Source organism: Enterococcus sp. 125944, assembly GCF_051909435.1.
Classification (GTDB): domain Bacteria; phylum Bacillota; class Bacilli; order Lactobacillales; family Enterococcaceae; genus Enterococcus_D; species Enterococcus_D gallinarum.
The window spans coordinates 45491-70371 of record NZ_JBQASY010000002.1 but is presented as its reverse complement, the minus strand read 5'-3'; the positions used below and the strand labels follow the sequence as shown (position 1 = coordinate 70371).

Below are 24881 nucleotides of genomic sequence, written 5' to 3'. Positions count from 1 at the left end.
TGATAGCTATTTGTATTTATACGAGAACTGCTGTGAAAGCATGAAAAACACTCAAAAAACTAAAAGGCTGGAATTAATGTATCACTATGCTCATTTTCCAAAAATTCTTTGACTTTATCGCTGGTCATCGCTTTTCGCAAAACATTGATTTTTTCTGAATCTTGATTGTCCTTACGAGCAACTAAAGAGATCGCAAAACGATCATCTATCGTTTTCTCTAAGAACAAGGCATCGTCAGGCTTTAGACCAATTTTGGCGATATAGGTCGGATAGTTGTAGACAAGGGAGACATTTGGTTCATTATAGGCTTCTGCTAGATTCAATAAGTCCACAGACAACCATTCAAAGTTTTTAGGATTCGCAGTAATGTCTTTGATCGTACCATTGACTCCAACTCCATCTTTCAATTCAATCAATCCTTGCTCAGCTAAGATGGCTAATGCTCGTCCTTCATTAGAAACATCATTCGGCAGAGCAACTTTCGTTCCTTCAGGAATGTCTTCAATTTTTGTATACTCTTTTGAGTAAAAGCCCACTTTAGCATTATAAATTTTGTCTAAAGCCACTAAATCTGCTGATTTTTCCTCATTGTAGCGTTGCATATACGGCTCATGCTGCGCAAAGTTTGCGTCTACTTCCTTATTATTCAACAGCTCATTGTATTGAATATTGTCATTTACTTGTACCAATTCAATTTTCCAGCCATCTTCTACCGCATCGGCTGCTACTTTGACAACATCTGTCATAGGGGTCGTTTGAGAAGCGACTTTAATCACTTTATCCTCTGATTGCGACTCATTCCCTGTTCCACAAGCACCGAGAAACATTACTGCTAATACTAACCCAAAAAATATTCCTTTTTTCATTCCTACTCCTACTTTCTTTTATCAACTTTTTTTGCTAACCCATTCCCAATCAACTGAATACTAAAAACTGCTACGATCATCACTAAAATGGCAAAATACATGACCCCATATTCGTACCGTTGATATCCATAACGGATGGCAAAGTCTCCGATTCCTCCTCCGCCAACGATTCCCATCACTGTGGAATAAGACACCATACTGACGATCGTTGTCGTCAGAGACAGGATTAACCCGCTTCTTGCTTCCACGAGCAAAAATTCTTTGACATATTGATAAGTGGAGACACCTAATGAGCGTGCCAATAGTCCGACATCTTCTGGGACATCCAACAATACCTGCTCGACTAAACGAGCATAGATGACGATTGACACAATACTCAATGGGATACTTGCTGGGATCGGCCCAAACGAGCTGCCTAACAAAAAACGAGTGACGGGAATCATCGCAACAACAAACAGTAAATAAGGAAACGAACGAATGACCGTGATCAGCAAATTTAATATTTGATACAAAATCGTTCCCTGATTGTTGTTTTCACGACTAATAAATAATAGAATACCTAATGGCAATCCAATCAAAACAGCGGCGAAGATAGAGATACTCATCATGATCAGGGTTTCTTCCATCGCCTGCATCAATTCTGGTAAATAGTATTGAATACTCTCAATTATCGTCATGCTTTAGACTCCTTATCACACGATCGACATAGTTTAATTCTTCTTTTTGTAAAAGATGCGGCGTATTCGCTACTTCCGCTACGATTCTTCCTTGTTCCATAACATAGACCCGCTCACAAACTTGTCGAACCGCTGACAATTCATGACTAACAAACACGATTGTAGGCTGGAAAGTGCCATGAACCTTTTGCAATAACGATAAAACATCTCCCTTAGTATCTTCATCCAATGCACTGGTCGGTTCATCACACAAGAGGATCTTTGGTTCTTTGACCAAAGCACGGGCAATTGCTACTCGTTGCTTCTCCCCTCCACTTAAAGAAGCAGGATAAACCGAAGCCTTTTCAGACATACCTACGAAGTCTAACGTTTCCATCACTTGTCGTTGTGATTTTCCAGCTAATTTTAAAGGCAAAAAAACATTGTCGTAGACAGTCAGATTATGGAGCAGATTAAATTGTTGAAATATCATCGCAATATCTTGCTGTAGACTTCGTCTCATTTTCTTGGTCAATCCTGTCGTGTTCACGCCATCAATCACGATTTCGCCAGCTGAAGGAGATTCGATCAAATTAATCAGACGCAACAAGGTAGACTTCCCGGAACCGCTTTTGCCGACGATACCGACGATCTCATTGTTGATTGTTAACGATACTCGATCAAGGACATTGTCCTGATATACTTGTGAAACCTCTTTTACTTCGATCATATTTGGTTCCTGACGCTCCTCTGCCTTCAAACTCAATTGAAAAGTAGTGATACAAATTGCTCATTTGTCAGTTGATGGATATATTTCGCGACTTCCACCCCTTGAAAATGCTGCCGCAACTCTTCATTATAAGGAAGACCAATCAGCTGTTTTTCGAGACCAGCGATATCTTCTTCGCCAAAAAAATCTCCAGTGATTTGTGCTTCTGTGATTTTCCCCTTTGCCACTGAAAAGCGTAGTTCAACGATACCAACATTTTCAAAACGTTTGCGTTTCGTCCATTGATAATTAGGGGCTTCCCCATAAATCCATTGATCATTGGCATATCGCGATTGATACAACTGATTAATCTTCCGTTGATCTTCAGCCGTTAATTTGATTTCTTTTTCTTGGATTTCCTCAATGTTGTCGACGTCATAAATATGACAGAGCAATTGATCTCTAAATTCTTTCGTTGACAACTGTTGATATTCTTCAGAAAGATAGGGCTTGATGTTGGTCACACTTTTACGCACTGACTTTGTTGCCTTCGAATCGATCTTTTCCTGCGGAACGTTCAACACTTTTGTCAAAACGCTTAAGTCAACATCGAACATCAATGTTCCGTGGGAATAGCTTCTGCCATTTTTTGTGTACATGGCATTACCAGAAAATTTCTTTCCTTCAACAAACAAGTCATTTCTTCCCCGTACTTCAACCTCTTTTGCTCCCATCTTCTGCAATGCTTTCAAAATAGGTTGGGTGGCTCCATGATAATCACCAAAATGAGTCACATCTTTTTTAGTCACAAAGCTAAAACTCATGTTGCCTAGATCGTCATAAACCGCTCCGCCACCAGAGGTTCTCCGGGTTAAAACGATGTCATTATGTCGTAAATAGTCAAAATTTATTTCTTCGTAGGCATTTTGGTTTCTGCCGATTATAACACAAGGCTTTTGTATGTATAACAGCAAGCATGGTTCTGAAATATCTACGTTATTCATTAAATATTCTTCAGTAGCTAAGTTCATCCGAATATCATCACTTTTCATTCGGTAAAATCTCATTTTCCCACCCACAATGATTTCTAGTTATCGCACTCTTATCCTCTCTTTAATTCACAAGAAAAGCAAGAAATATGCTTAGTTATTTTAGTTTTTTTATCTAGCTAAATCTGTATCATTTGATTAACTCATTCTGTTCTATATATTATTTTTAGACAAAAAAATGCTTGAAGCATTTGCTTCAAGCATTCATTTTATCGACGAGGTTCGTCTTCTTCAAAATCTTTTTTGAAATAGCGGCGTTCTTCTTCAGGTTCGACAGCTGTTTCTTCAGGATCATGGAAGATAACGCGGATCTTCAATACACGTGACCCTTCCATTTCTTCTGTGATCAGTGTGACGTTATCCACTTTAAAGGATAATTTCTCTCCTTCATCAGGAATCAACCCTAAAGCTGTGATCAAATATCCAGCCATTGTATCAACATCACTCATGTGCAGGCTCATATCAAATGCTTCATTAAAGTCATCAATCAACATTCGCCCTTGGATGATGTACTCATGATCAGAAACTTGTTCATATAATTCTTCTACTTCATCCGATTCATCGTCGATCTCACCAACGATTTCCTCTAAGAGGTCTTCTAAAGTAACCAGACCTACGACACCGCCGTATTCGTCTAATAAGATAGCCATCTGATTTTGAGTCTTTTTCAACTCATAGAGTAAGTCATCAATAAAAACAGTTTCAGGCACAAATAATGGTTCTTGGAGGATTTGTTTAATATCTAATGTTTCAAATCCATATTTATAGGCACATTTCAGCAGGTTTTTTGTATGTAAAATACCTACGACTTTGTCTTTGTCCTCATTATATACTGGGATTCGAGAATAGTTTTCTGCTAAAATTTCTGTCAAAATTTCATCTACTGAATCATTGATATCGACCATAAATGCAGTAGTCCGCGGCACCATCACTTCACGGGCCACCTTCGTATCCAATGAAAAGATTCCTTGTAGCATTTCCAATTCATCTTCTTCAAAGACACCTTCTGTTTCTAACATATACCGCATTTCATCACGAGTCATTTTTGTATCTTCATCATCAAATTCCATTGGTGTGATTCGAGCTAACAAACTAGTTGAAGCGGAAAGCAACCACACAAAGGGTTTTGCGATCGTACCAATCACACGTATCACACCTGAAGTAAATTGAGCAACTTCTTCAGATTTGTTCATTGCGATTCGTTTTGGATACAACTCACCAAATACGATCGAAACATAGGTCAAAATCGCTAATACAATGATATTAGCCAGGCTTTTTGCTGCAGCTCCGCCACCTAGAACGGGTGCTAAGCGGGTAGATAGCGTATCTGCCAGTGAGGCCCCTGATAAGATATTGACTAATGTGATCCCAACTTGGATCGTCGACAAGAAGTTGGTGGGATTGTCAATGATTTTCAATAATTTTTGTGATTTGACATTTCCTTCCTCAGCCTTCTGTTCTACACGGTTCTTATTAACTGAAACAACCGCGATTTCTGAAGCAGCCAAGAAAGCATTGATCAATGTCAAAACGATCAATAATAAAATTTGCGCTAATAGCGACTGACTCTCGGGGTCAGCATTCATAATAGCATTCTCTCCTTATTTTTACATTTTCTAAAAAAAATCGTGGGCTATACCCACGATAAAATCGTATCATAAAGCTTTTTTCTTTGCAATAAAAACCATCAGTTATCTAGTTCGATCAATTTCTCTTGGTTTTTCTTGCTTTTATCGTCACGAATCAAACGAATCACAAAAATCACAATCGTACGACAAATGGCGTAGAAAGGTACTCCTAAGAAAATACCCAGTAATCCAGCGATGTTCCCTGCGACTAGCAACACTAAAATAATGGTTAGCGGATGAATCGCCAATGACTTTCCGATTACATTAGGATAGATCACATTACCATCTAATTGTTGAACGACTAACACGACTACACCACATAACAGAGCCCGGAAAGGATCATCAAAGATTGTCACTAAAACTGCCGGAATCAAGCCGAGGTAAGGGCCCAAATAAGGAATCAAGTTAGTGATCCCTGCAATGACACCAAATAAAAAGGCGTAATTGACACCCACTAGCCAGTAGCCGATAAAGGTAAAGGTCGCGACAAAAATACATTCAATCGCTTGTCCGCTAATGTAATTGGACAATGTTTTATTCAGATCACCCAATAACTCGATGATTTGATTTCGTCTTTTTTCAGGTAAAACTGATTGAATATTTGGCACAAGTTTCTCGCCGTCTTTCAGCATATAAAACAAGATGAATGGTACTGTAACAATGATCATCGTTGCTGAAGCAATCGTTCCTACGATCGATCCCAAACTTGTTGACAGCCCACTTAGAAATTGTTGCAGCAATGAACCATAGGAAAGATTGAGATTTTCTAACTGTTGCGCAAAGTCGATCTGTTTAAATACTGGGTCATCTGCTATTTTAGAAATCCAAGTCTCCATATTTTTAGCAAAAGTAGGAATATTTTCTGCAAGTTGTGAAATTTGGTTGATCAGATTTGGAATCACGCTTACGACTGTTAGGACAATAGCTGCTACTAATAAGAGTAAAACTAAAATCACAGCGTAGATTCTTTTGATCTTGGTGGTCTTCATCAGAAAAACGACGATCGGATTAAGCAGATAGTACAAAAAGCCTGCAATTAAGACCGGCGCAAATAATGTCGAAAAAAATGTTCCTACTGGTGCAAATAAGAAATTGATTTTGCTCAATACCAGAGCTAACGTGGCAAGAACGAGAATTTCTAATGACCAGAAGAAAAGTTTTGATTGTTTGAATTTGTCGAACAAACGATTCCCTCCTTTTTTCACTATTATAGAGTATTTTACAAAAAAAAGCTTGCGACTTTAGCCGCAAAAGCCATTTTTCTTTTCGTAAAAATGGTATACTAAAAAAATAATTGATGAAATAAGAAGGTGGTTGATTTTATGTTCGTCGCACAAACCAAAGATACATTAAGCGAAATTTATCTGGACTCGTTGAAAATTCGTAATGATGTCTTCGTCAAAGAACAAGGCGTGCCCTTAAGTCTTGAGATCGATCAGGACGAAGCAAACGCGGTCCATTTTGTTCTCTACAATGAACAAAAAGAAGCAACAGCAACTTTGCGGCTGCTTCCTATAGATAGCCACACATTGAAACTTCAGCGTATGGCCGTACCCGTTTCCCATCGCAAAAAAGGCTTCGGACGAATTTTGATCCAAGGGGCGGAGGATTTTGCTCGGAAACAAGGGTTTCAAAAAATCACTTTAGGTGCTCAGCTAACCGCAAAAGGTTTTTATCTTTCTCTAGGCTACCAACCTGAAGGGGAAGAATTTCTTGATGCGGATATGCCCCACATCAAAATGAGTAAATATCTGCAGAACTAAGTATCTTAAAAGCTGTCAATCACTTATAACTCACGTGATTGACAACTTTCGCTTCTTTATAGAACTGGATGAATCTCCTTTAAAGAAGCCCCGCCTTACAAATCAATCACTCGATGACAGGCACTATTTTTAAAACTAAAAATAGCATAAAAATCTAGTTATCCGCATAAAAACTGGACTTATCACACTTTATCAAGGTCAAAACCACTCAATTTACTACTAATTTACTACTTATGAATGAGCTTTGATACGACGATTTATCCTTGAAAAGTGAAGATATAAAGATACTTCCAATAAAATTTGAATATTTAATAGGTAGACACTTCAAAAAATGAGGTGTCTATTTTTTTACCCGATTTTGAAAGGAAGTGAACTTATGAAAACAAAAAATCAAGAATCAAAAGGTCGTTCCCCACTCTTTAAGACCATCAAACATTCATTCAGCCAATAAAAAAGAAAGGATAGGTAAAAATATGGAACTTAAATTTGTGATTCCCAACATGGAAAAAACATTCGGCAATTTAGAATTTGCTGGCGAGGATAAAGTCGTTCAGCGAAGAATCAACGGACGGCTAACTGTCTTATCAAGAAGCTATAATCTCTATTCTGATGTTCAAAGAGCAGATGATATTGTGGTGGTGCTTCCTGCTGAAGCTGGCGAAAAACATTTCGGCTTTGAGGAACGTGTGAAGTTAGTCAATCCACGTATTACCGCAGAGGGCTACAAAATCGGCACTCGTGGTTTTACAAATTACCTTTTACATGCTGACGACATGATAAAAGAATAAAGAAAGAGAGGAAAAATGATGAGATTAGCAAATGGCATTGTATTAGATAAAGACACGACTTTTGGAGAATTGAAATTCTCTGCTCTACGTCGTGAAGTGAGAATCCAAAATGAAGACGGGTCGGTTTCAGATGAAATCAAGGAACGTACCTATGACTTAAAATCCAAAGGACAAGGACGCATGATTCAAGTAAGTATTCCTGCCAGCGTGCCTTTGAAAGAGTTTGATTATAACGCACGGGTGGAACTTATCAATCCCATTGCGGACACCGTTGCTACTGCCACCTATCAAGGAGCAGATGTTGACTGGTATATCAAGGCAGACGATATTGTGCTGACAAAGGATTCTAGTTCATTCAAAGCTCAACCACAAGCAAAGAAAGAACCGACACAAGACAAATAGTCGCTAGGTAGAAAGGAGACTTTTTCGCATGAAACAGCGTGGTAAAAGGATTCGCCCATCTGGTAAAGATTTAGTCTTTCATTTTACGATAGCGTCACTCCTGCCTGTTTTCCTGCTGGTTGTCGGACTGTTTCATGTGAAGACAATCCAGCAGATCAACTGGCAGGATTTTAACCTATCACAAGCAGATAAGATTGACATTCCCTATTTAATTATCAGTTTCAGTGTCGCAATTCTTATCTGCTTGCTGGTAGCGTTTGTATTCAAACGGGTTCGCTATGATACGGTTAAACAACTTTACCACCGTCAAAAACTGGCAAAGATGATACTTGAAAACAAGTGGTATGAATCTGAACAGGTCAAAACAGAGGGTTTCTTTAAAGATAGTGCTGGTCGTACAAAGGAAAAGATAACCTACTTCCCTAAAATGTATTATCGACTTAAAAATGGCTTGATACAGATACGGGTGGAAATCACGCTGGGAAAATATCAAGACCAACTCTTACACTTGGAAAAGAAATTAGAGAGTGGCTTGTACTGTGAGCTGACGGATAAAGAGTTAAAGGATTCCTATGTGGAATATACTTTGCTCTATGACACCATAGCCAGTCGTATTTCTATTGATGAAGTAGAAGCTAAAGATGGTAAACTTCGCTTAATGAAAAACGTATGGTGGGAATATGATAAGCTCCCTCATATGTTGATTGCTGGTGGTACAGGTGGCGGTAAAACTTACTTTATACTGACACTGATTGAAGCCTTGCTTCATACAGATTCAAAACTGTATATTCTTGACCCGAAAAATGCTGACCTTGCGGACTTAGGTTCTGTGATGGCAAATGTCTACTATAGAAAAGAAGACTTGCTTTCTTGCATTGAAACATTCTATGAAGAAATGATGAAACGTAGTGAGGAAATGAAGCAGATGAAGAACTATAAGACTGGCAAAAATTATGCTTACTTAGGTCTCCCGGCACACTTCTTAATCTTTGATGAATACGTCGCTTTCATGGAAATGCTGGGAACAAAAGAAAACACCGCAGTTATGAATAAGCTGAAACAGATTGTCATGTTAGGTCGTCAAGCTGGCTTCTTTCTAATACTGGCTTGTCAACGTCCAGACGCAAAATATTTAGGCGACGGAATCCGTGATCAGTTTAATTTCAGAGTGGCTTTAGGTCGTATGTCTGAAATGGGCTATGGCATGATGTTTGGCAGTGACGTACAAAAGGATTTCTTCTTAAAGCGAATCAAAGGTCGTGGCTATGTTGATGTAGGAACAAGTGTCATATCAGAGTTTTATACTCCCCTTGTACCAAAAGGATATGATTTCTTGGAGGAAATTAAAAAGTTATCCAACAGCAGACAGTCCACGCAGGCGACGTGCGAAGCGGAAGTCGCAGGTGTGGACTGATCTTGCTGGCTGGTGTGGCAATAGCCACGCCAGCACTTAACCCCCCGTATCTAACAGGGGGGTACAAATCGACAGGAAACAGTCAAAAAAACATTAGAAAATCCTTTGGTTACAAGGGATTTACAAAATTTCAGCGTATGTCAAATGGGCTTTAAAAGTTGACATACGCCTTTTTGATTGGAGGGATTTTTACTGAATGAACAAACTTGGTTACAGCATTTAAAAGAAAAACGCTTGGCTTATGGACTATCTCAAAACCGTTTAGCTGTTGCGACTGGTATTACAAGGCAGTATCTAAGCGATATTGAAACAGGAAAAGTCAAGCCATCAGAGGATTTACAGCAGTCCCTTTGGGAAGCTCTGGAACGCTTCAATCCCGACGCTCCCCTTGAAATGCTGTTTGATTATGTAAGGATTCGCTTTCCGACAACAGACGTACAGCAGGTGGTCGAAAACATCTTACAACTGAAACTGTCCTATTTTCTTCATGAGGACTATGGTTTCTATTCTTATTCAGAGCATTATGCTTTAGGCGACATATTCGTCCTTTGCTCCCATGAACTGGACAAAGGAGTTCTGGTGGAATTGAAAGGTCGTGGGTGCAGACAATTTGAAAGCTATCTTCTGGCACAACAAAGAAGCTGGTATGAGTTCTTTATGGACGTTTTGGTGGCTGGCGGTGTGATGAAACGCCTTGACCTTGCCATTAACGATAAGACAGGGATTTTGAATATCCCTGTACTCACTGAAAAGTGCCAACAGGAAGAATGTATCTCCGTCTTCCGCAGTTTTAAAAGCTATCGCAGTGGCTAACTGGTACGCAAAGAGGAAAAGGAATGTATGGGAAACACCCTCTATATCGGTTCATTACAAAGTGAAGTTTATTTCTGTATCTATGAAAAGGACTACGAGCAGTACAAGAAAAATGATATTCCCATTGAAGACGCAGAAGTAAAAAACCGTTTTGAGATTCGATTGAAAAATGAGCGTGCCTATTATGCAGTCCGTGATTTACTCGTCTATGACAATCCAGAGCATACCGCCTTTAAAATTATCAATCGGTATATCCGTTTTGTAGATAAAGACGATTCCAAACCTCGTTCTGATTGGAAACTGAATGAAGAATGGGCTTGGTTTATTGGGAACAATCGTGAACGATTAAAACTAACCACAAAACCAGAGCCTTACTCCTTCCAAAGGACGCTGAACTGGCTATCTCATCAAGTTGCCCCGACCTTAAAGGTTGCGATTAAACTTGATGAAATCAACCAGACGCAGGTTGTAAAAGACATTCTCGACCATGCGAAACTGACAGACCGACACAAGCAGATTTTGAAGCAACAGTCAGTAAAAGAACAGGACGTGATAACAACAAAAAAATAACTCAAATACAAATTCATTGAATATAGAGAGGAGAACATTTTTATGAATTTTGGACAAAACCTTTATAACTGGTTTCTATCAAACGCTCAATCACTGGTGCTTTTAGCAATCGTTGTGATTGGCTTGTATCTTGGCTTCAAGCGTGAGTTTAGCAAACTGATTGGCTTTTTAATTATTGCGATTATTGCGGTTGGCTTAGTCTTCAACGCTGCTGGAGTAAAAGACATTTTACTAGAGCTATTCAATCGCATTATTGGTGCTTAAATAAAACCGTTCTTTTGTGGAATATAAGTGGTTTTCTTATGTTCCGCAAAGGAATGGTACACCAAACGAAGTGCGGTAGGGATTTTTGAATCTCTACAAAGAAAGGACGTGAATATATGGACGATATGCAAGTCTATATTGCGAATTTAGGCAAATACAATGAGGGCGAATTGGTCGGTGCGTGGTTTACCTTTCCCATTGACTTTGAGGAAGTCAAAGAGAAAATCGGCTTGAATGATGAATATGAGGAATACGCCATTCATGACTACGAGTTACCCTTTACGGTTGACGAATACACTTCCATTGGCGAACTCAATCGACTATGGGAAATGGTATCGGAATTACCCGAAGAATTACAATCGGAGCTATCTGCTCTGCTCACTCATTTTTCAAGCATTGAAGAACTAAGCGAACATCAAGAGGATATTATCATTCATTCCGATTGTGATGATATGTATGACGTGGCACGCTACTACATTGAAGAAACGGGTGCTTTAGGCGAAGTACCAGCTAGTCTTCAAAACTATATTGATTATCAAGCCTATGGTCGGGATTTAGACCTTTCAGGAACGTTTATCTCAACCAATCATGGGATTTTTGAAATCGTCTATTAAATCTGTCGGTACATTACTACTGGCAGATTTTCTATTTTACGGGGTGGCTCAATCAGCTACCCCTATTTTTTATGAAAGGATTGATTACATGAAGAAAATACGAAGCTATACCAGTATCTGGTCTGTGGAAAAGGTACTGTATTCTATCAATGATTTTAGACTTCCGTTTCCCATAACCTTTACGCAAATGACATGGTTTGTCGTGTCACTCTTTGCAGTGATGATACTTGGCAACTTGCCCCCTCTTTCCATGATAGAGGGAGCATTTCTCAAATACTTTGGGATTCCTGTGGCTTTCACATGGTTTATGTCTACAAAAACTTTTGATGGTAAAAAGCCTTATGGATTTTTGAAGTCTGTCATTGCTTATGCACTGCGACCAAAGCTGACCTATGCAGGAAAAAAAGTAACGCTTGGCAGAAACCAGCCACAAGAAGCCATTACAGCAGTTAGGAGTGAATTTTATGGCATATCCAATTAAATACATTGAAAACAATCTCGTCTGGAATAAAGACGGGGAATGTTATGCTTACTATGAGCTTGTTCCTTACAATTACTCATTTCTAAGTCCAGAACAGAAAATACAAGTGCATGATTCTTTCAGACAGCTTATCGCACAAAATCGTGATGGCAAAATTCATGCTTTACAAATCAGTACAGAATCCAGCATACGTTCTGCACAAGAGCGTTCCAAAAATGAAGTCACTGGCAAGCTCAAAGCGGTTGCCTATGACAAAATCGACCAACAGACAGACGCTTTAATATCCATGATTGGCGAAAATCAAGTGAACTACCGTTTCTTTATCGGCTTTAAGTTGCTTCTCAACGATCAGGAGTTTTCTATGAAAAGTCTTACCGTTGAAGCAAAAAATGCTTTGTCTGATTTTGTCTATGATGTGAACCATAAGCTGATGGGCGATTTTGTTAGTATGAGTAATGATGAAATCCTGCGTTTTCAGAAGATGGAAAAGCTCTTAGAAAATAAAATCTCTCGTCGTTTCAAAATCCGCAGGTTAGATAAGGACGACTTCGGCTATCTGATTGAACACCTTTACGGACAGACAGGCACTGCCTATGAAGAGTATGAGTACCATCTATCAAAGAAAAAGCTGGATAATGAAACGCTGATTAAATACTATGACTTGATTAAGCCTACTCGCTGTTTGGTGGAAGAAAAACAGCGATATTTGAAAATCCAGCAGGAAGATGAAACCGTCTATGTAGCTTACTTTACCATTAACAGCATTGTCGGAGAACTGGACTTCCCGTCCTCTGAAATCTTCTACTACCAGCAACAGCAATTTACATTCCCGATTGATACGTCAATGAATGTGGAAATTGTAGCGAATCGTAAAGCCCTATCTACTGTCCGCAATAAAAAGAAAGAACTGAAAGACTTGGATAACCACGCTTGGCAAAGTGATAATGAAACCAGCTCCAATGTGGCGGAAGCTCTGGAAAGTGTGAATGAGCTGGAAACCAATTTAGACCAAAGCAAGGAATCTATGTACAAGCTGTCTTATGTGGTAAGGGTATCAGCAAATGATCTTGACGAACTCAAACGTCGTTGTAATGAAGTGAAAGATTTTTATGACGATTTAAGCGTAAAACTGGTACGACCATTTGGGGATATGCTCGGCTTACATGAAGAATTTTTACCTGCCAGCAAGCGTTATATGAATGATTATATTCAATACGTGACCTCTGATTTCCTCGCTGGTTTAGGTTTTGGTGCTACTCAAATGCTGGGGGAAAATGAGGGGATTTATGTTGGCTACAGCTTAGATACTGGACGCAATGTCTATCTGAAACCTGCTCTTGCCAGTCAAGGGGTTAAGGGTTCAGTAACCAATGCGTTAGCGTCGGCTTTTGTTGGTTCGCTGGGTGGTGGTAAATCCTTTGCGAATAACCTTATCGTCTATTATGCGGTGCTTTATGGGGCACAAGCAGTGATTGTAGACCCAAAAGCAGAACGTGGCAGATGGAAAGAAACCTTGCCAGAGATTTCCCATGAAATCAATATCGTCACTCTGACTTCTGATGAGAAAAACAAAGGCTTACTTGACCCTTATGTGATTATGAAAAATCCCAAAGATTCTGAATCACTGGCTATTGATATTCTGACATTCCTTACGGGGATTTCCTCTCGTGATGGGGAACGCTTCCCAATCCTTAGAAAAGCCATTCGTGCAGTAACCAATAGTGAAGTACGAGGGTTGATGAAAGTGATTGAGGAATTACGGGTTGAGAATACGCCACTAAGTACCAGTATAGCCGACCATATCGAAAGTTTTACAGACTATGACTTTGCACATTTATTATTCAGTAATGGTTATGTGGAGCAGTCTATCAGCTTAGAAAAACAACTGAACATTATACAGGTTGCGGACTTGGTACTTCCCGACAAGGAAACTTCCTTTGAGGAATATACCACTATGGAGCTTTTATCCGTTGCTATGCTGATTGTCATTAGTACCTTTGCTTTAGACTTTATCCATACAGACCGAAGCATTTTCAAGATTGTAGATTTAGACGAAGCATGGAGCTTTTTACAGGTAGCACAAGGAAAAACACTATCTATGAAGCTGGTTCGGGCTGGTCGTGCTATGAACGCTGGGGTATATTTCGTGACCCAAAATACAGACGACCTCTTAGATGAAAAACTGAAAAATAACCTCGGCTTAAAATTTGCATTTCGTTCCACTGACCTTAACGAGATTAAAAAGACCTTAGCCTTTTTTGGTGTAGACCCAGAGGACGAAAACAATCAGAAGCGATTGCGTGATTTGGAAAACGGGCAATGCCTTATCAGTGATTTATATGGTCGTGTCGGTGTGATACAGTTCCACCCTGTATTTGAAGAACTGCTCCATGCCTTTGATACCAGACCACCTGTGCGAAAAGAGGTGTAAATGTGAAACCATCAATAGTAAACAGAATAAAATCAAACTGGACGCTGAAACGTCTAGGTAAAGTGGCAATGACAGTGGCTTTCACACTTGTGATTGCCATTTTTCTTTTAGCCATGCTGGGAACGGTGGTTCAAGCTGCGGGCTTGGTAGATGATACGGTCAATGTGGCAAATGAATACAGCCGATACCCACTTGAAAACTATCAACTGGATTTTTATGTGGATAATAGCTGGGGCTGGCTTCCGTGGAACTGGTCGGACGGGATTGGAAAACAGGTCATGTATGGACTATATGCCATTACCAATTTTATTTGGACAATCAGTTTGTATGTTTCCAATGCGACAGGTTACTTAGTACAGGAAGCCTATTCCTTAGACTTCATTTCCGCTACAGCAGATTCCATTGGTAAGAATATGCAGACCTTAGCTGGTGTGAGTGCAAACGGATTTTCAACAGAGGGTTTCTATGTTGGATTCCTCTTACTCTTGATTTTGGTTCTTGGGGTTTATGTTGCCTATACGGGACTGATAAAGAGAGAAACCACAAAGGCAATTCATGCCATTATGAATTTTGTGCTGGTGTTTATCCTATCGGCTTCCTTTATTGCCTACGCTCCCGACTACATTAAAAAAATCAATGACTTTTCATCAGACATCAGTAATGCCAGTTTATCACTTGGCACGAAGATTGTCATGCCCCATTCCGATAGTCAAGGCAAGGACAGCGTGGACTTAATCAGAGATAGCCTGTTTTCCATACAGGTTCAGCAACCGTGGCTACTGCTTCAATACAACAGTTCAGACATTGAAAGTATCGGTATTGACCGTGTGGAAAGCCTGCTCTCCACCAGCCCAGATTCCAACAATGGCGAAGACAGAGAAAAAATTGTTGCGGAAGAAATTGAAGACAGAAGCAATACCAATCTAACCATTACAAAGACCATTAACCGTTTAGGTACAGTCTTCTTCCTATTTGTCTTCAATATTGGGATTTCCATATTTGTATTCCTATTAACAGGAATCATGATTTTCTCGCAGGTACTTTTTATCATCTATGCTATGTTTCTGCCTGTGAGCTTTATTTTAAGCATGATTCCATCATTTGATGGTATGTCAAAACGAGCCATAACAAAGCTCTTTAATACCATTTTGACACGAGCTGGAATCACATTGATTATTACGACAGCATTTAGTATTTCAACCATGCTCTATACCTTATCGGCTGGTTATCCGTTCTTTTTGATTGCTTTTCTACAGATTGTGACCTTTGCAGGAATCTACTTCAAGCTGGGCGATTTAATGAGTATGTTTTCTCTACAGAGTAACGATTCTCAAAGTGTGGGAAGTCGTGTGATGAGAAAACCTCGTATGCTTATGCACGCTCACATGCACCGTCTACAGCGGAAACTTGGACGTTCCATGACTACTCTAGGGGCTGGGTCTGCCATTGTTACAGGTAAAAAAGGACAGTCGGGTTCGGGGAGTTCTGCAAGGACACAAGCAGATCACTCCCGACCAGACGGAAAGGAAAAATCAACACTTGGAAAACGTATCGGTCAAACCATCGGTACAGTAGCTGATACCAAAGACAGAATGGTAGACACTGCTAGTGGTTTGAAAGAACAGGTTAAAGATTTGCCGACCAATGCAAGATATGCAGTATATCAAGGAAAATCCAAAGTAAAAGAGAATGTCCGTGATTTAACCAGTAGTATTTCTCAAACCAAAGCGGACAGAGCCAGTGGACGCAAGGAACAGCAGGAACAAAGGCGAAAAACCATTGCGAAGCGTCGCTCTGAAATGGAACAGGTCAAACAGAAAAAACAGCCTGCTTCTTCTGTTCATGAAAGACCGACTACAAGACAAGAACAATATCATGATGAACAGACCTCAAAACAGTCTAATATTCAGACTTCATATAAGGAATCTCAACAAGCCAAACAAGAGCGTCCAGCAGTTAAGTCCGATTTTTCAAGTCCAAAAGTGGAACGCCAAGGCAATACCGTTCAAGAAAAAACCGTTCAAAAGCCAGCAACTTCAACCACTACAGCAGATAGAACTTCACAACGTCCAATCACAAAAGAACGTCCGTCTACTGTTCAAAGAGTACCACTACAAAATACAAGAAGTAGACCACCAATCAAAACCGCCACCATTAAGAAAGTCGGTAAGAAACCATGAAGTTGAAAGCTTTAGTGATTGGTGGTTCTGGATTATTCTTGATGGTCTTCTCACTGCTTCTGTTTGTTGCCATTTTATTTTCAGATGAACAGGACAGCGGAATTTCCAATATTCATTATGGAGGTGTGAATGTTTCCGCAGAAGTGCTGGCTCATAAGCCTATGGTAGAAAAATATGCCAAAGAATATGGCGTTGAAGAATATGTCAACATACTTCTTGCGATTATACAGGTGGAATCGGGCGGTACTGCGGAAGATGTTATGCAGTCCTCGGAATCCCTCGGTCTTCCACCTAATTCATTGAGTACAGAAGAATCCATTAAGCAAGGTGTGAAGTATTTCAGTGAATTATTAGCCAGTAGCGAAAGGCTCAGTGTAGATTTAGAATCGGTTATCCAGTCCTACAATTATGGTGGTGGTTTCTTAGGGTATGTGGCTAATCGTGGAAATAAATATACCTTTGAACTGGCTCAAAGTTTCTCAAAAGAGTATTCAGGTGGCGAAAAAGTGTCTTACCCCAATCCCATAGCCATACCTATCAATGGGGGCTGGCGATACAACTATGGCAATATGTTTTATGTGCAACTGGTAACGCAGTATCTTGTCACAACAGAGTTTGATGATGATACGGTACAAGCCATCATGGACGAAGCACTGAAATATGAGGGCTGGCGATACGTTTACGGTGGAGCTTCCCCGACTACTTCTTTTGATTGTAGCGGACTGACACAATGGACGTATGGAAAAGCTGGAATTAACTTACCACGAACCGCACAACAGCAATATGATGTGACCCAGCATATCCCACTATCGGAAGCACAAGCTGGCGATTTGGTTTTCTTTCATTCTACCTATAACGCTGGCTCTTATATTACTCATGTTGGGATATACCTTGGCAATAACCGTATGTTTCATGCAGGCGACCCAATCGGTTATGCCGACTTAACAAGCCCCTACTGGCAACAGCATTTAGTGGGAGCAGGACGAATCAAACAATGAGAAAGGAAGATTTAATGATGAAATTTAGAAAAAATCAGAATAAAGAAAAACAGATACCAAAGGAAAAGAAACCTCGTGTCTACTATAAGGTCAATCCTCATAAAAAGGTTGTGATTGCCTTGTGGGTACTTTTAGGGCTTAGTTTCAGCTTTGCGATATTCAAGCACTTTACAGCTATAGATACTCATACTATTCACGAAACAACTATCATAGAAAAGGAATACGTTGATACTCATCATGTAGAAAATTTTGTAGAGAACTTTGCGAAAGTCTACTATTCATGGGAGCAATCCGATAAGTCCATTGATAATCGAATGGAAAGTCTAAAAGGCTATCTGACAGATGAACTTCAAGCTCTCAATGTTGATACAGTACGCAAAGATATTCCTGTATCGTCTTCTGTAAGAGGATTTCAGATATGGACGGTAGAGCCAACTGGCGACAATGAGTTTAATGTAACCTACAGTGTAGACCAGCTCATTACAGAGGGAGAAAATACAAAGACCGTCCACTCTGCTTATATAGTGAGTGTCTATGTAGATGGTTCTGGAAATATGGTACTGGTTAAGAATCCGACCATTACCAACATACCTAAGAAATCAAGTTATAAACCAAAAGCCATTGAAAGTGAGGGGACGGTTGATTCCATTACAACCAATGAAATCAATGAGTTTTTAACGACGTTCTTCAAGCTCTATCCTACAGCGACAGCCAGTGAACTTTCCTACTATGTGAATGACGGGATATTAAAACCAATCGGAAAAGAGTACATCTTTCAAGAACTGGTAAATCCTATTCACAATCGTAAGGATAATCAAGTCACGGTATCGCTGACAGTGGAGTATATCGACCAGCAGACCAAAGCAACGCAGGTATCTCAATTTGATTTGGTACTTGAAAAGAACGGGAGTAATTGGAAGATTGTAAAATAACAAATATTGGTACATGATTACAGATACTTTGTAATCATGTACTCTTTTTGATAAAAAATTGGAGATTCCTTTACAAATATGCTCTTACGTGCTATTATTTAAGTGACTATTTAAAAGGAGTTAATAAATATGCGGCAAGGTATTCTTAAATAAACTGTCAATTTGATAGCGGGAACAAATAATTAGATGTCCTTTTTTAGGAGGGCTTAGTTTTTTGTACCCAGTTTAAGAATACCTTTATCATGTGATTCTAAAGTATCCAGAGAATATCTGTATGCTTTGTATACCTATGGTTATGCATAAAAATCCCAGTGATAAAAGTATTTATCACTGGGATTTTTATGCCCTTTTGGGTTTTTGAATGGAGGAAAATCACATGAAAATTATTAATATTGGAGTTTTAGCTCATGTTGATGCAGGAAAAACTACCTTAACAGAAAGCTTATTATATAACAGTGGAGCGATTACAGAATTAGGAAGCGTGGACAAAGGTACAACGAGGACGGATAATACGCTTTTAGAACGTCAGAGAGGAATTACAATTCAGACAGGAATAACCTCTTTTCAGTGGGAAAATACGAAGGTGAACATCATAGACACGCCAGGACATATGGATTTCTTAGCAGAAGTATATCGTTCATTATCAGTTTTAGATGGGGCAATTCTACTGATTTCTGCAAAAGATGGCGTACAAGCACAAACTCGTATATTATTTCATGCACTTAGGAAAATGGGGATTCCCACAATCTTTTTTATCAATAAGATTGACCAAAATGGAATTGATTTATCAACGGTTTATCAGGATATTAAAGAGAAACTTTCTGCCGAAATTGTAATCAAACAGAAGGTAGAACTGTATCCTAATATGTGTGTGACGAACTTTACCGAATCTGAACAATGGGATACGGTAATAGAGGGAAACGATGACCTTTTAGAGAAATATATGTCCGGTAAATCATTAGAAGCATTGGAACTCGAACAAGAGGAAAGCATAAGATTTCAGAATTGTTCTCTGTTCCCTCTTTATCATGGAAGTGCAAAAAGTAATATAGGGATTGATAACCTTATAGAAGTTATTACGAATAAATTTTATTCATCAACACATCGAGGTCCGTCTGAACTTTGCGGAATTGTTTTCAAAATTGAATATACAAAAAAAAGACAACGTCTTGCATATATACGCCTTTATAGTGGAGTACTACATTTACGAGATTCGGTTAGAGTATCAGAAAAAGAAAAAATAAAAGTTACAGAAATGTATACTTCAATAAATGGTGAATTATGTAAGATTGATAGAGCTTATTCTGGAGAAATTGTTATTTTGCAAAATGAGTTTTTGAAGTTAAATAGTGTTCTTGGAGATACAAAACTATTGCCACAGAGAAAAAAGATTGAAAATCCGCACCCTCTACTACAAACAACTGTTGAACCGAGTAAACCTGAACAGAGAGAAATGTTGCTTGATGCCCTTTTGGAAATCTCAGATAGTGATCCGCTTCTACGATATTACGTGGATTCTACGACACATGAAATTATACTTTCTTTCTTAGGGAAAGTACAAATGGAAGTGATTAGTGCACTGTTGCAAGAAAAGTATCATGTGGAGATAGAACTAAAAGAGCCTACAGTCATTTATATGGAGAGACCGTTAAAAAATGCAGAATATACCATTCACATCGAAGTGCCGCCAAATCCTTTCTGGGCTTCCATTGGTTTATCTGTATCACCGCTTCCGTTGGGAAGTGGAATGCAGTATGAGAGCTCGGTTTCTCTTGGATACTTAAATCAATCATTTCAAAATGCAGTTATGGAAGGGATACGCTATGGCTGTGAACAAGGATTGTATGGTTGGAATGTGACGGACTGTAAAATCTGTTTTAAGTATGGCTTATACTATAGCCCTGTTAGTACCCCAGCAGATTTTCGGATGCTTGCTCCTATTGTATTGGAACAAGTCTTAAAAAAAGCTGGAACAGAATTGTTAGAGCCATATCTTAGTTTTAAAATTTATGCGCCACAGGAATATCTTTCACGAGCATACAACGATGCTCCTAAATATTGTGCGAACATCGTAGACACTCAATTGAAAAATAATGAGGTCATTCTTAGTGGAGAAATCCCTGCTCGGTGTATTCAAGAATATCGTAGTGATTTAACTTTCTTTACAAATGGACGTAGTGTTTGTTTAACAGAGTTAAAAGGGTACCATGTTACTACCGGTGAACCTGTTTGCCAGCCCCGTCGTCCAAATAGTCGGATAGATAAAGTACGATATATGTTCAATAAAATAACTTAGTGTATTTTATGTTGTTATATAAATATGGTTTCTTGTTAAATAAGATGAAATATTTTTTAATAAAGATTTGAATTAAAGTGTAAAGGAGGAGATAGTTATTATAAACTACAAGTGGATATTGTGTCCTGTATGTGGAAATAAAACACGATTAAAGATAAGGGAAGATACTGAATTAAAAAAATTCCCCCTCTATTGTCCGAAATGCAGACAAGAAAATTTAATTGAAATAAAGCAGTTCAAAGTAACTGTGATTACAGAGCCAGACGCAAAGACGCAGAGCCGATAAAATGAGATTAATACAATCTCATTTTATCGGCTCTTTCCGTTATGTATGGATTCTTTTAATTAGTCTTCGATGTTTCTTGCTTCGTTGATACCGCTGGCTAAAGATTCCATTAAGGATAGTTCTTTGTCTGTAAAGCTATCCATGTATTTCTCTATCTGTAATCGTCGGGTGCTTTTTACCAAGTTATTAGCAGGTAAGAAAAATTCATCAACGGAAACATGAAGTAACGATACAAGGTCATAAAGAACTTGTATGCTGGGGTGTTGCCCTTTATTTTCAATATTAGTTAAGTACCGTGGGTCAATTTCAATCAATGCTCCCACTTGTTCACGAGTTAAACCTCGTTTCAATCGAGCTTCTTTAATGGCTAAACCAAAGGCTCTAAAATCATATTTATCTTCTTTTTTACGCATAGTAGACCACCTCTATACATTTTATTGTTCCTACTGAATTAAAAACAGGTATAGAAAAACGTGTTATATGGTTTATAGGTTTATATTTAATAAAAAGCACTACTAAACGCCAATAAAAAAAACCGTTATATGGTAGTGCTATTTACGCTGTTAAAATATTGTATATTACTTCCAAATGGCGGTTTGTTGGAGGTCAACGTCGCCATGAAGTACATCATATACAATAAATTTCCTTACATTGGGTTCTTGTCAAAAAAAGTCGTCTATCTGCAATAGATAAGTACGTCCACCAATGTGGTTTTATAAATCATATAGATAGAATAACAGAAGCATGTAAACAGAGAAATAAATCTGTTTATATGCTTTTTTGGCTATTCAGAACTTTTTTACAAAGTTTATTTATCAGTAATGCAACAAATCCCCCTTTCACATTGGGACTAAGAGTGAAAGGAGATAAACGAGCAAGGCTCACTTCCTTTCCTAGACAGAAAGGGGGTGAGAAACATGAAACCATCTTCTTTTCAGACCACAATAGAAAATCAGTTTGACTATATCTGTAAACGTGCTATGGAAGACGAGCGAAAGAATTATATGCTTTATCTTTCAAGGATTGCAAAGCGTGAGGTGTCCTTTTCGGATGTTGGCGATTATCTTGTTAGCCAGTTTGCGACAACAGATAACTATTCAACTGACTTTCAGATTTTTACACTCAATGGGTTATCAGTAGGCGTTGAAAATGATTTGTTGAGTGAAGCATTACGTGAGTTGCCAGACAAGAAACGTGAAATTCTACTGCTGTTTTACTTTATGGACATGAGCGATTCAGAAATTGCAGACCTGTTGAAATTGAACCGTTCTACTGTCTATCGGCATAGAACCAGTGGACTAGCCTTAATTAAAAAGTTTATGGAGGAATTTGAAGAATGAAAACACAATATCCTATGATTCCCTTTCCTCTCATTGTAAAGGCAACAGATGGCGATACCGAAGCGATTAACCAGATTCTACATCATTACAGAGGGTACATAACGAAGCGTTCCCTACGACTTATGAAAGATGAATATGGCAATCAAAGTATGGTCGTTGATGAAGTCTTACGTGGAAGAATGGAAACCAGACTGATTACAAAGATTTTGTCATTTGAAATTAAGTAATATCCTCTCTCCTTTCGTGGAAGCGTGCTAAACCATTCCACGCTTCCCGAACAGGGAGGTTTGTTATTCCACCAAAGCATATTGAGCTTTCAATGTGTTTTGATAGGCTAACGAGCCATTGTTCTTTGAAAACTGAATAAAAGTAATCGAATACGTTTCGATAAGAAAAGAGCCAACGGAACTAACCGCCATGACCTATCTTATAAAGATAGCGAGCGATTCATGTTAGTGATCCGAGAAGCAATCTTTAGCAGGATTGCCTGCAACGACATTCTTATCGTGATAATGATACTCCCATACAGTCAATAGTCCGAGCGTGATAAAACCGTCGCAGGCAATGAGTATGGCTACATGAGAACCATGCAGGGGTGGAACTCCCGTGAGCTTTGCTAAAGCTGTTCGATTGCTGGTAAAACAACTTTTATGAAATCCAAATAAGTGATTTGGAAAGGAGGATTTTATGAAGCAGACTGACATTCCTATTTGGGAACGTTATACCCTAACCATTGAAGAAGCGTCAAAATATTTTCGTATTGGCGAAAACAAGCTACGACGCTTGGCAGAGGAAAATAAAAATGCAAATTGGCTGATTATGAATGGCAATCGTATTCAGATTAAACGAAAACAATTTGAAAAAATTATAGATACATTGGACGCAATCTAGCGTCGCCAAAGGGTCTTGTATATGATAAAATAGTATTAAGTCGTATCAAGGCTCTTTCCATAAAGGAAAGGAGCAAATGCCATGTCAGAAAAAAGACGTGACAATAAAGGTCGAATCTTAAAGACTGGAGAGAGCCAACGAAAAGACGGAAGATACTTATACAAATATATAGATTCATTTGGAGAACCGCAATTTGTTTACTCGTGGAAACTTGTGGCTACAGACCGAGTACCAGCAGGAAAGCGTGATTGTATCTCACTTAGAGAGAAAATCGCAGAGTTACAGAAAGACATTCATGATGGTATTGATGTTGTAGGAAAGAAAATGACACTCTGCCAGCTTTACGCAAAACAGAACGCTCAAAGACCAAAGGTTAGAAAAAACACTGAAACTGGACGCAAATATCTTATGGATATTTTGAAGAAAGACAAGTTAGGTGTAAGAAGTATTGACAGTATTAAGCCATCAGACGCTAAAGAATGGGCTATTAGAATGAGTGAAAATGGTTATGCTTATCAAACCATCAATAACTACAAACGTTCTTTAAAGGCTTCATTCTATATTGCTATACAAGATGATTGTGTTCGGAAGAATCCATTTGACTTTCAACTGAAAGCAGTTCTTGATGATGATACTGTCCCTAAGACCGTACTAACAGAAGAACAGGAAGAAAAACTGTTAGCCTTTGCAAAAGCTGATAAAACCTACAGCAAAAATTATGATGAAATTCTGATACTCTTAAAAACAGGTCTTCGTATTTCAGAGTTTGGTGGTTTGACACTTCCAGATTTAGATTTTGAGAATCGTCTTGTCAATATAGACCATCAGCTATTGAGAGATACTGAAATTGGGTACTACATTGAAACACCAAAGACCAAAAGTGGCGAACGTCAAGTTCCTATGGTTGAAGAAGCCTATCAAGCATTTAAGCGAGTGTTAGCGAATCGAAAGAATGATAAGCGTGTTGAGATTGATGGATATAGTGATTTCCTCTTTCTTAATAGAAAGAACTATCCAAAAGTGGCAAGTGATTACAACGGCATGATGAAAGGTCTTGTTAAGAAATACAATAAGTATAACGAGGATAAATTGCCACACATCACTCCACATAGTTTGCGACATACATTCTGTACCAACTATGCAAATGCAGGAATGAATCCAAAGGCATTACAGTACATTATGGGACATGCTAATATAGCCATGACGCTGAACTATTACGCACATGCAACATTCGATTCTGCAATGGCAGAAATGAAACGCTTGAATAAAGAGAAGCAACAGGAGCGTCTTGTTGCTTAGTAGTACAAATGAATTTACTACTTATTTACCACTTCTGACAGCTAAGACATGAGGAAATATGCAAAGAAACGTGAAGTATCTTCCTACAGTAAAAATACTCGAAAGCACATAGAATAAGGCTTTACGAGCATTTAAGAAAATATAAAAAGATAATTAGAAATTTATACTTTGTTTTGATACAAAAAGACTCGACTTCGAATTAAAGTCGAGT

Annotated in this window: 24 protein-coding genes and 2 pseudogenes; 19 read left to right on the top strand and 7 right to left on the bottom strand. The window is 38.7% G+C overall.

Translation table 11 applies throughout. The features are described 5' to 3' along the window. Nucleotides 1-59 precede the first annotated feature (59 nt). From ACTFWY_RS02910 to ACTFWY_RS02885, 6 genes are all read right to left on the bottom strand, one after another. Nucleotides 60-866, bottom strand: a complete 807-nt coding sequence (locus ACTFWY_RS02910) for a MetQ/NlpA family ABC transporter substrate-binding protein (RefSeq protein ID WP_003126324.1) — start codon at nt 864-866, stop codon at nt 60-62. Nucleotides 867-874: 8 nt separating this feature from the next. Then, nucleotides 875-1543 carry a methionine ABC transporter permease gene (locus ACTFWY_RS02905; RefSeq protein ID WP_311810598.1) on the bottom strand — a complete coding sequence of 223 codons (669 nt, stop codon included), beginning with the start codon at nt 1541-1543 and terminating at the stop codon, nt 875-877. Further along, a complete protein-coding gene (locus ACTFWY_RS02900; RefSeq protein WP_081132169.1) occupies nt 1530-2252 on the bottom strand; it encodes a methionine ABC transporter ATP-binding protein in 723 nt (240 codons plus the stop codon). Before ACTFWY_RS02900 ends, ACTFWY_RS02905 begins: the two co-directional genes overlap by 14 nt. A gap of 32 nt (nt 2253-2284) precedes the next feature. Then, nucleotides 2285-3298 carry a lipoate--protein ligase gene (locus ACTFWY_RS02895; protein WP_138372035.1) on the bottom strand — a complete coding sequence of 338 codons (1014 nt, stop codon included), beginning with the start codon at nt 3296-3298 and terminating at the stop codon, nt 2285-2287. Between the two features lie 191 nt (nt 3299-3489). After that, a complete protein-coding gene (locus ACTFWY_RS02890) occupies nt 3490-4866 on the bottom strand; it encodes a hemolysin family protein (RefSeq protein ID WP_003126319.1) in 1377 nt (458 codons plus the stop codon). 101 nt (nt 4867-4967) lie between these two features. Then, nucleotides 4968-6092, bottom strand: a complete 1125-nt coding sequence (locus ACTFWY_RS02885; protein ID WP_003126318.1) for an AI-2E family transporter — start codon at nt 6090-6092, stop codon at nt 4968-4970. A 138-nt stretch (nt 6093-6230) separates the two neighbouring features. On the opposite strand from ACTFWY_RS02885, the gene ACTFWY_RS02880 reads away from it, so the two are divergent. From ACTFWY_RS02880 to ACTFWY_RS02810, 15 genes and pseudogenes are all read left to right on the top strand, one after another. Further along, a complete protein-coding gene (locus ACTFWY_RS02880) occupies nt 6231-6671 on the top strand; it encodes a GNAT family N-acetyltransferase (protein WP_003126317.1) in 441 nt (146 codons plus the stop codon). Between the two features lie 473 nt (nt 6672-7144). Continuing rightward, on the top strand, nt 7145-7459 hold the full coding sequence (locus ACTFWY_RS02875) for a YdcP family protein (protein WP_000420682.1): 315 nt from the start codon (nt 7145-7147) through the stop codon (nt 7457-7459). Nucleotides 7460-7474: 15 nt separating this feature from the next. Then, the gene (locus tag ACTFWY_RS02870) at nt 7475-7861 is read left to right on the top strand and encodes a YdcP family protein (protein WP_000985015.1); all 387 of its coding nucleotides are present in this window, start codon (nt 7475-7477) and stop codon (nt 7859-7861) included. Between the two features lie 28 nt (nt 7862-7889). Beyond that, nucleotides 7890-9275, top strand: a complete 1386-nt coding sequence (locus ACTFWY_RS02865) for an FtsK/SpoIIIE domain-containing protein (RefSeq protein ID WP_000813488.1) — start codon at nt 7890-7892, stop codon at nt 9273-9275. A 177-nt stretch (nt 9276-9452) separates the two neighbouring features. Next, nucleotides 9453-10658: pseudogene (gene mobT / locus ACTFWY_RS02860) on the top strand (MobT family relaxase). Between the two features lie 42 nt (nt 10659-10700). Then, nucleotides 10701-10922, top strand: coding sequence for a hypothetical protein (locus ACTFWY_RS02855; RefSeq protein ID WP_001009056.1), 222 nt, complete (start codon nt 10701-10703; stop codon nt 10920-10922). Between the two features lie 116 nt (nt 10923-11038). After that, nucleotides 11039-11536, top strand: coding sequence for an antirestriction protein ArdA (locus ACTFWY_RS02850; protein ID WP_000342539.1), 498 nt, complete (start codon nt 11039-11041; stop codon nt 11534-11536). A gap of 88 nt (nt 11537-11624) precedes the next feature. Then, nucleotides 11625-12017 carry a conjugal transfer protein gene (locus tag ACTFWY_RS02845; protein ID WP_000723888.1) on the top strand — a complete coding sequence of 131 codons (393 nt, stop codon included), beginning with the start codon at nt 11625-11627 and terminating at the stop codon, nt 12015-12017. Further along, nucleotides 12001-14448: an ATP-binding protein gene (locus ACTFWY_RS02840; RefSeq protein ID WP_000331160.1), complete on the top strand. Its 2448-nt coding sequence runs from the start codon at nt 12001-12003 to the stop codon at nt 14446-14448. The genes ACTFWY_RS02845 and ACTFWY_RS02840 overlap by 17 nt, the downstream gene beginning before the upstream one ends. A 2-nt stretch (nt 14449-14450) precedes the next feature. Continuing rightward, nucleotides 14451-16628: a CD3337/EF1877 family mobilome membrane protein gene (locus ACTFWY_RS02835; RefSeq protein WP_000804748.1), complete on the top strand. Its 2178-nt coding sequence runs from the start codon at nt 14451-14453 to the stop codon at nt 16626-16628. Continuing rightward, complete coding sequence (locus ACTFWY_RS02830) at nt 16625-17626, top strand: bifunctional lytic transglycosylase/C40 family peptidase (protein ID WP_001574272.1); 1002 nt, start codon at nt 16625-16627, stop codon at nt 17624-17626. The genes ACTFWY_RS02835 and ACTFWY_RS02830 overlap by 4 nt, the downstream gene beginning before the upstream one ends. Then, nucleotides 17623-18558, top strand: coding sequence for a conjugal transfer protein (locus ACTFWY_RS02825; RefSeq protein WP_001863540.1), 936 nt, complete (start codon nt 17623-17625; stop codon nt 18556-18558). The genes ACTFWY_RS02830 and ACTFWY_RS02825 overlap by 4 nt, the downstream gene beginning before the upstream one ends. A gap of 313 nt (nt 18559-18871) precedes the next feature. Then, a pseudogene (locus tag ACTFWY_RS02820) lies at nt 18872-18919 on the top strand (hypothetical protein); the annotation flags it as partial. A 15-nt stretch (nt 18920-18934) separates the two neighbouring features. Beyond that, nucleotides 18935-20854: a tetracycline resistance ribosomal protection protein Tet(M) gene (gene tet(M) / locus ACTFWY_RS02815; RefSeq protein WP_017647393.1), complete on the top strand. Its 1920-nt coding sequence runs from the start codon at nt 18935-18937 to the stop codon at nt 20852-20854. 100 nt (nt 20855-20954) lie between these two features. After that, on the top strand, nt 20955-21140 hold the full coding sequence (locus ACTFWY_RS02810) for a cysteine-rich KTR domain-containing protein (protein ID WP_011058338.1): 186 nt from the start codon (nt 20955-20957) through the stop codon (nt 21138-21140). A 59-nt stretch (nt 21141-21199) separates the two neighbouring features. Here the strand turns inward: ACTFWY_RS02810 and ACTFWY_RS02805 are convergent, their stop codons facing one another. Further along, nucleotides 21200-21553 carry a helix-turn-helix transcriptional regulator gene (locus tag ACTFWY_RS02805; protein ID WP_001227347.1) on the bottom strand — a complete coding sequence of 118 codons (354 nt, stop codon included), beginning with the start codon at nt 21551-21553 and terminating at the stop codon, nt 21200-21202. Nucleotides 21554-22057: 504 nt separating this feature from the next. Here ACTFWY_RS02805 and ACTFWY_RS02800 point away from each other — a divergent pair. The 4 genes from ACTFWY_RS02800 (at nt 22058) to ACTFWY_RS02785 (ending at nt 24670) form a co-directional block, all read left to right on the top strand. Next, nucleotides 22058-22480, top strand: coding sequence for a sigma-70 family RNA polymerase sigma factor (locus tag ACTFWY_RS02800; RefSeq protein ID WP_000804885.1), 423 nt, complete (start codon nt 22058-22060; stop codon nt 22478-22480). Then, nucleotides 22477-22707: a helix-turn-helix domain-containing protein gene (locus ACTFWY_RS02795; protein WP_000857133.1), complete on the top strand. Its 231-nt coding sequence runs from the start codon at nt 22477-22479 to the stop codon at nt 22705-22707. The genes ACTFWY_RS02800 and ACTFWY_RS02795 overlap by 4 nt, the downstream gene beginning before the upstream one ends. A gap of 460 nt (nt 22708-23167) precedes the next feature. Continuing rightward, nucleotides 23168-23371 (top strand): excisionase, encoded by a 204-nt coding sequence (locus ACTFWY_RS02790; protein WP_000814511.1) that lies wholly within the window; start codon nt 23168-23170, stop codon nt 23369-23371. 81 nt (nt 23372-23452) lie between these two features. Then, entirely contained in the window at nt 23453-24670 is a 1218-nt protein-coding gene (locus ACTFWY_RS02785; protein WP_001291561.1) for a tyrosine-type recombinase/integrase, read from the top strand. The last annotated feature ends 211 nt before the right edge of the window (nt 24671-24881 follow it).

Coding starts and splice junctions, on each gene's coding strand:
- ACTFWY_RS02795 (WP_000857133.1), top strand. CDS start 22,477: ATGAAAACACAATATCCTATGATTCCCTTTCCTCTCATTGTAAAGGCA.
- ACTFWY_RS02840 (WP_000331160.1), top strand. CDS start 12,001: ATGGCATATCCAATTAAATACATTGAAAACAATCTCGTCTGGAATAAA.
- ACTFWY_RS02865 (WP_000813488.1), top strand. CDS start 7,890: ATGAAACAGCGTGGTAAAAGGATTCGCCCATCTGGTAAAGATTTAGTC.
- ACTFWY_RS02890 (WP_003126319.1), bottom strand. CDS start 4,866: ATGAATGCTGACCCCGAGAGTCAGTCGCTATTAGCGCAAATTTTATTA.
- ACTFWY_RS02800 (WP_000804885.1), top strand. CDS start 22,058: ATGAAACCATCTTCTTTTCAGACCACAATAGAAAATCAGTTTGACTAT.
- ACTFWY_RS02790 (WP_000814511.1), top strand. CDS start 23,168: ATGAAGCAGACTGACATTCCTATTTGGGAACGTTATACCCTAACCATT.
- ACTFWY_RS02825 (WP_001863540.1), top strand. CDS start 17,623: ATGAGAAAGGAAGATTTAATGATGAAATTTAGAAAAAATCAGAATAAA.
- ACTFWY_RS02910 (WP_003126324.1), bottom strand. CDS start 866: ATGAAAAAAGGAATATTTTTTGGGTTAGTATTAGCAGTAATGTTTCTC.
- ACTFWY_RS02895 (WP_138372035.1), bottom strand. CDS start 3,298: ATGAGATTTTACCGAATGAAAAGTGATGATATTCGGATGAACTTAGCT.
- ACTFWY_RS02900 (WP_081132169.1), bottom strand. CDS start 2,252: ATGATCGAAGTAAAAGAGGTTTCACAAGTATATCAGGACAATGTCCTT.
- ACTFWY_RS02850 (WP_000342539.1), top strand. CDS start 11,039: ATGGACGATATGCAAGTCTATATTGCGAATTTAGGCAAATACAATGAG.
- ACTFWY_RS02830 (WP_001574272.1), top strand. CDS start 16,625: ATGAAGTTGAAAGCTTTAGTGATTGGTGGTTCTGGATTATTCTTGATG.
- ACTFWY_RS02785 (WP_001291561.1), top strand. CDS start 23,453: ATGTCAGAAAAAAGACGTGACAATAAAGGTCGAATCTTAAAGACTGGA.
- ACTFWY_RS02880 (WP_003126317.1), top strand. CDS start 6,231: ATGTTCGTCGCACAAACCAAAGATACATTAAGCGAAATTTATCTGGAC.
- ACTFWY_RS02905 (WP_311810598.1), bottom strand. CDS start 1,543: ATGACGATAATTGAGAGTATTCAATACTATTTACCAGAATTGATGCAG.
- ACTFWY_RS02870 (WP_000985015.1), top strand. CDS start 7,475: ATGATGAGATTAGCAAATGGCATTGTATTAGATAAAGACACGACTTTT.
- ACTFWY_RS02875 (WP_000420682.1), top strand. CDS start 7,145: ATGGAACTTAAATTTGTGATTCCCAACATGGAAAAAACATTCGGCAAT.
- ACTFWY_RS02855 (WP_001009056.1), top strand. CDS start 10,701: ATGAATTTTGGACAAAACCTTTATAACTGGTTTCTATCAAACGCTCAA.
- ACTFWY_RS02805 (WP_001227347.1), bottom strand. CDS start 21,553: ATGCGTAAAAAAGAAGATAAATATGATTTTAGAGCCTTTGGTTTAGCC.
- ACTFWY_RS02845 (WP_000723888.1), top strand. CDS start 11,625: ATGAAGAAAATACGAAGCTATACCAGTATCTGGTCTGTGGAAAAGGTA.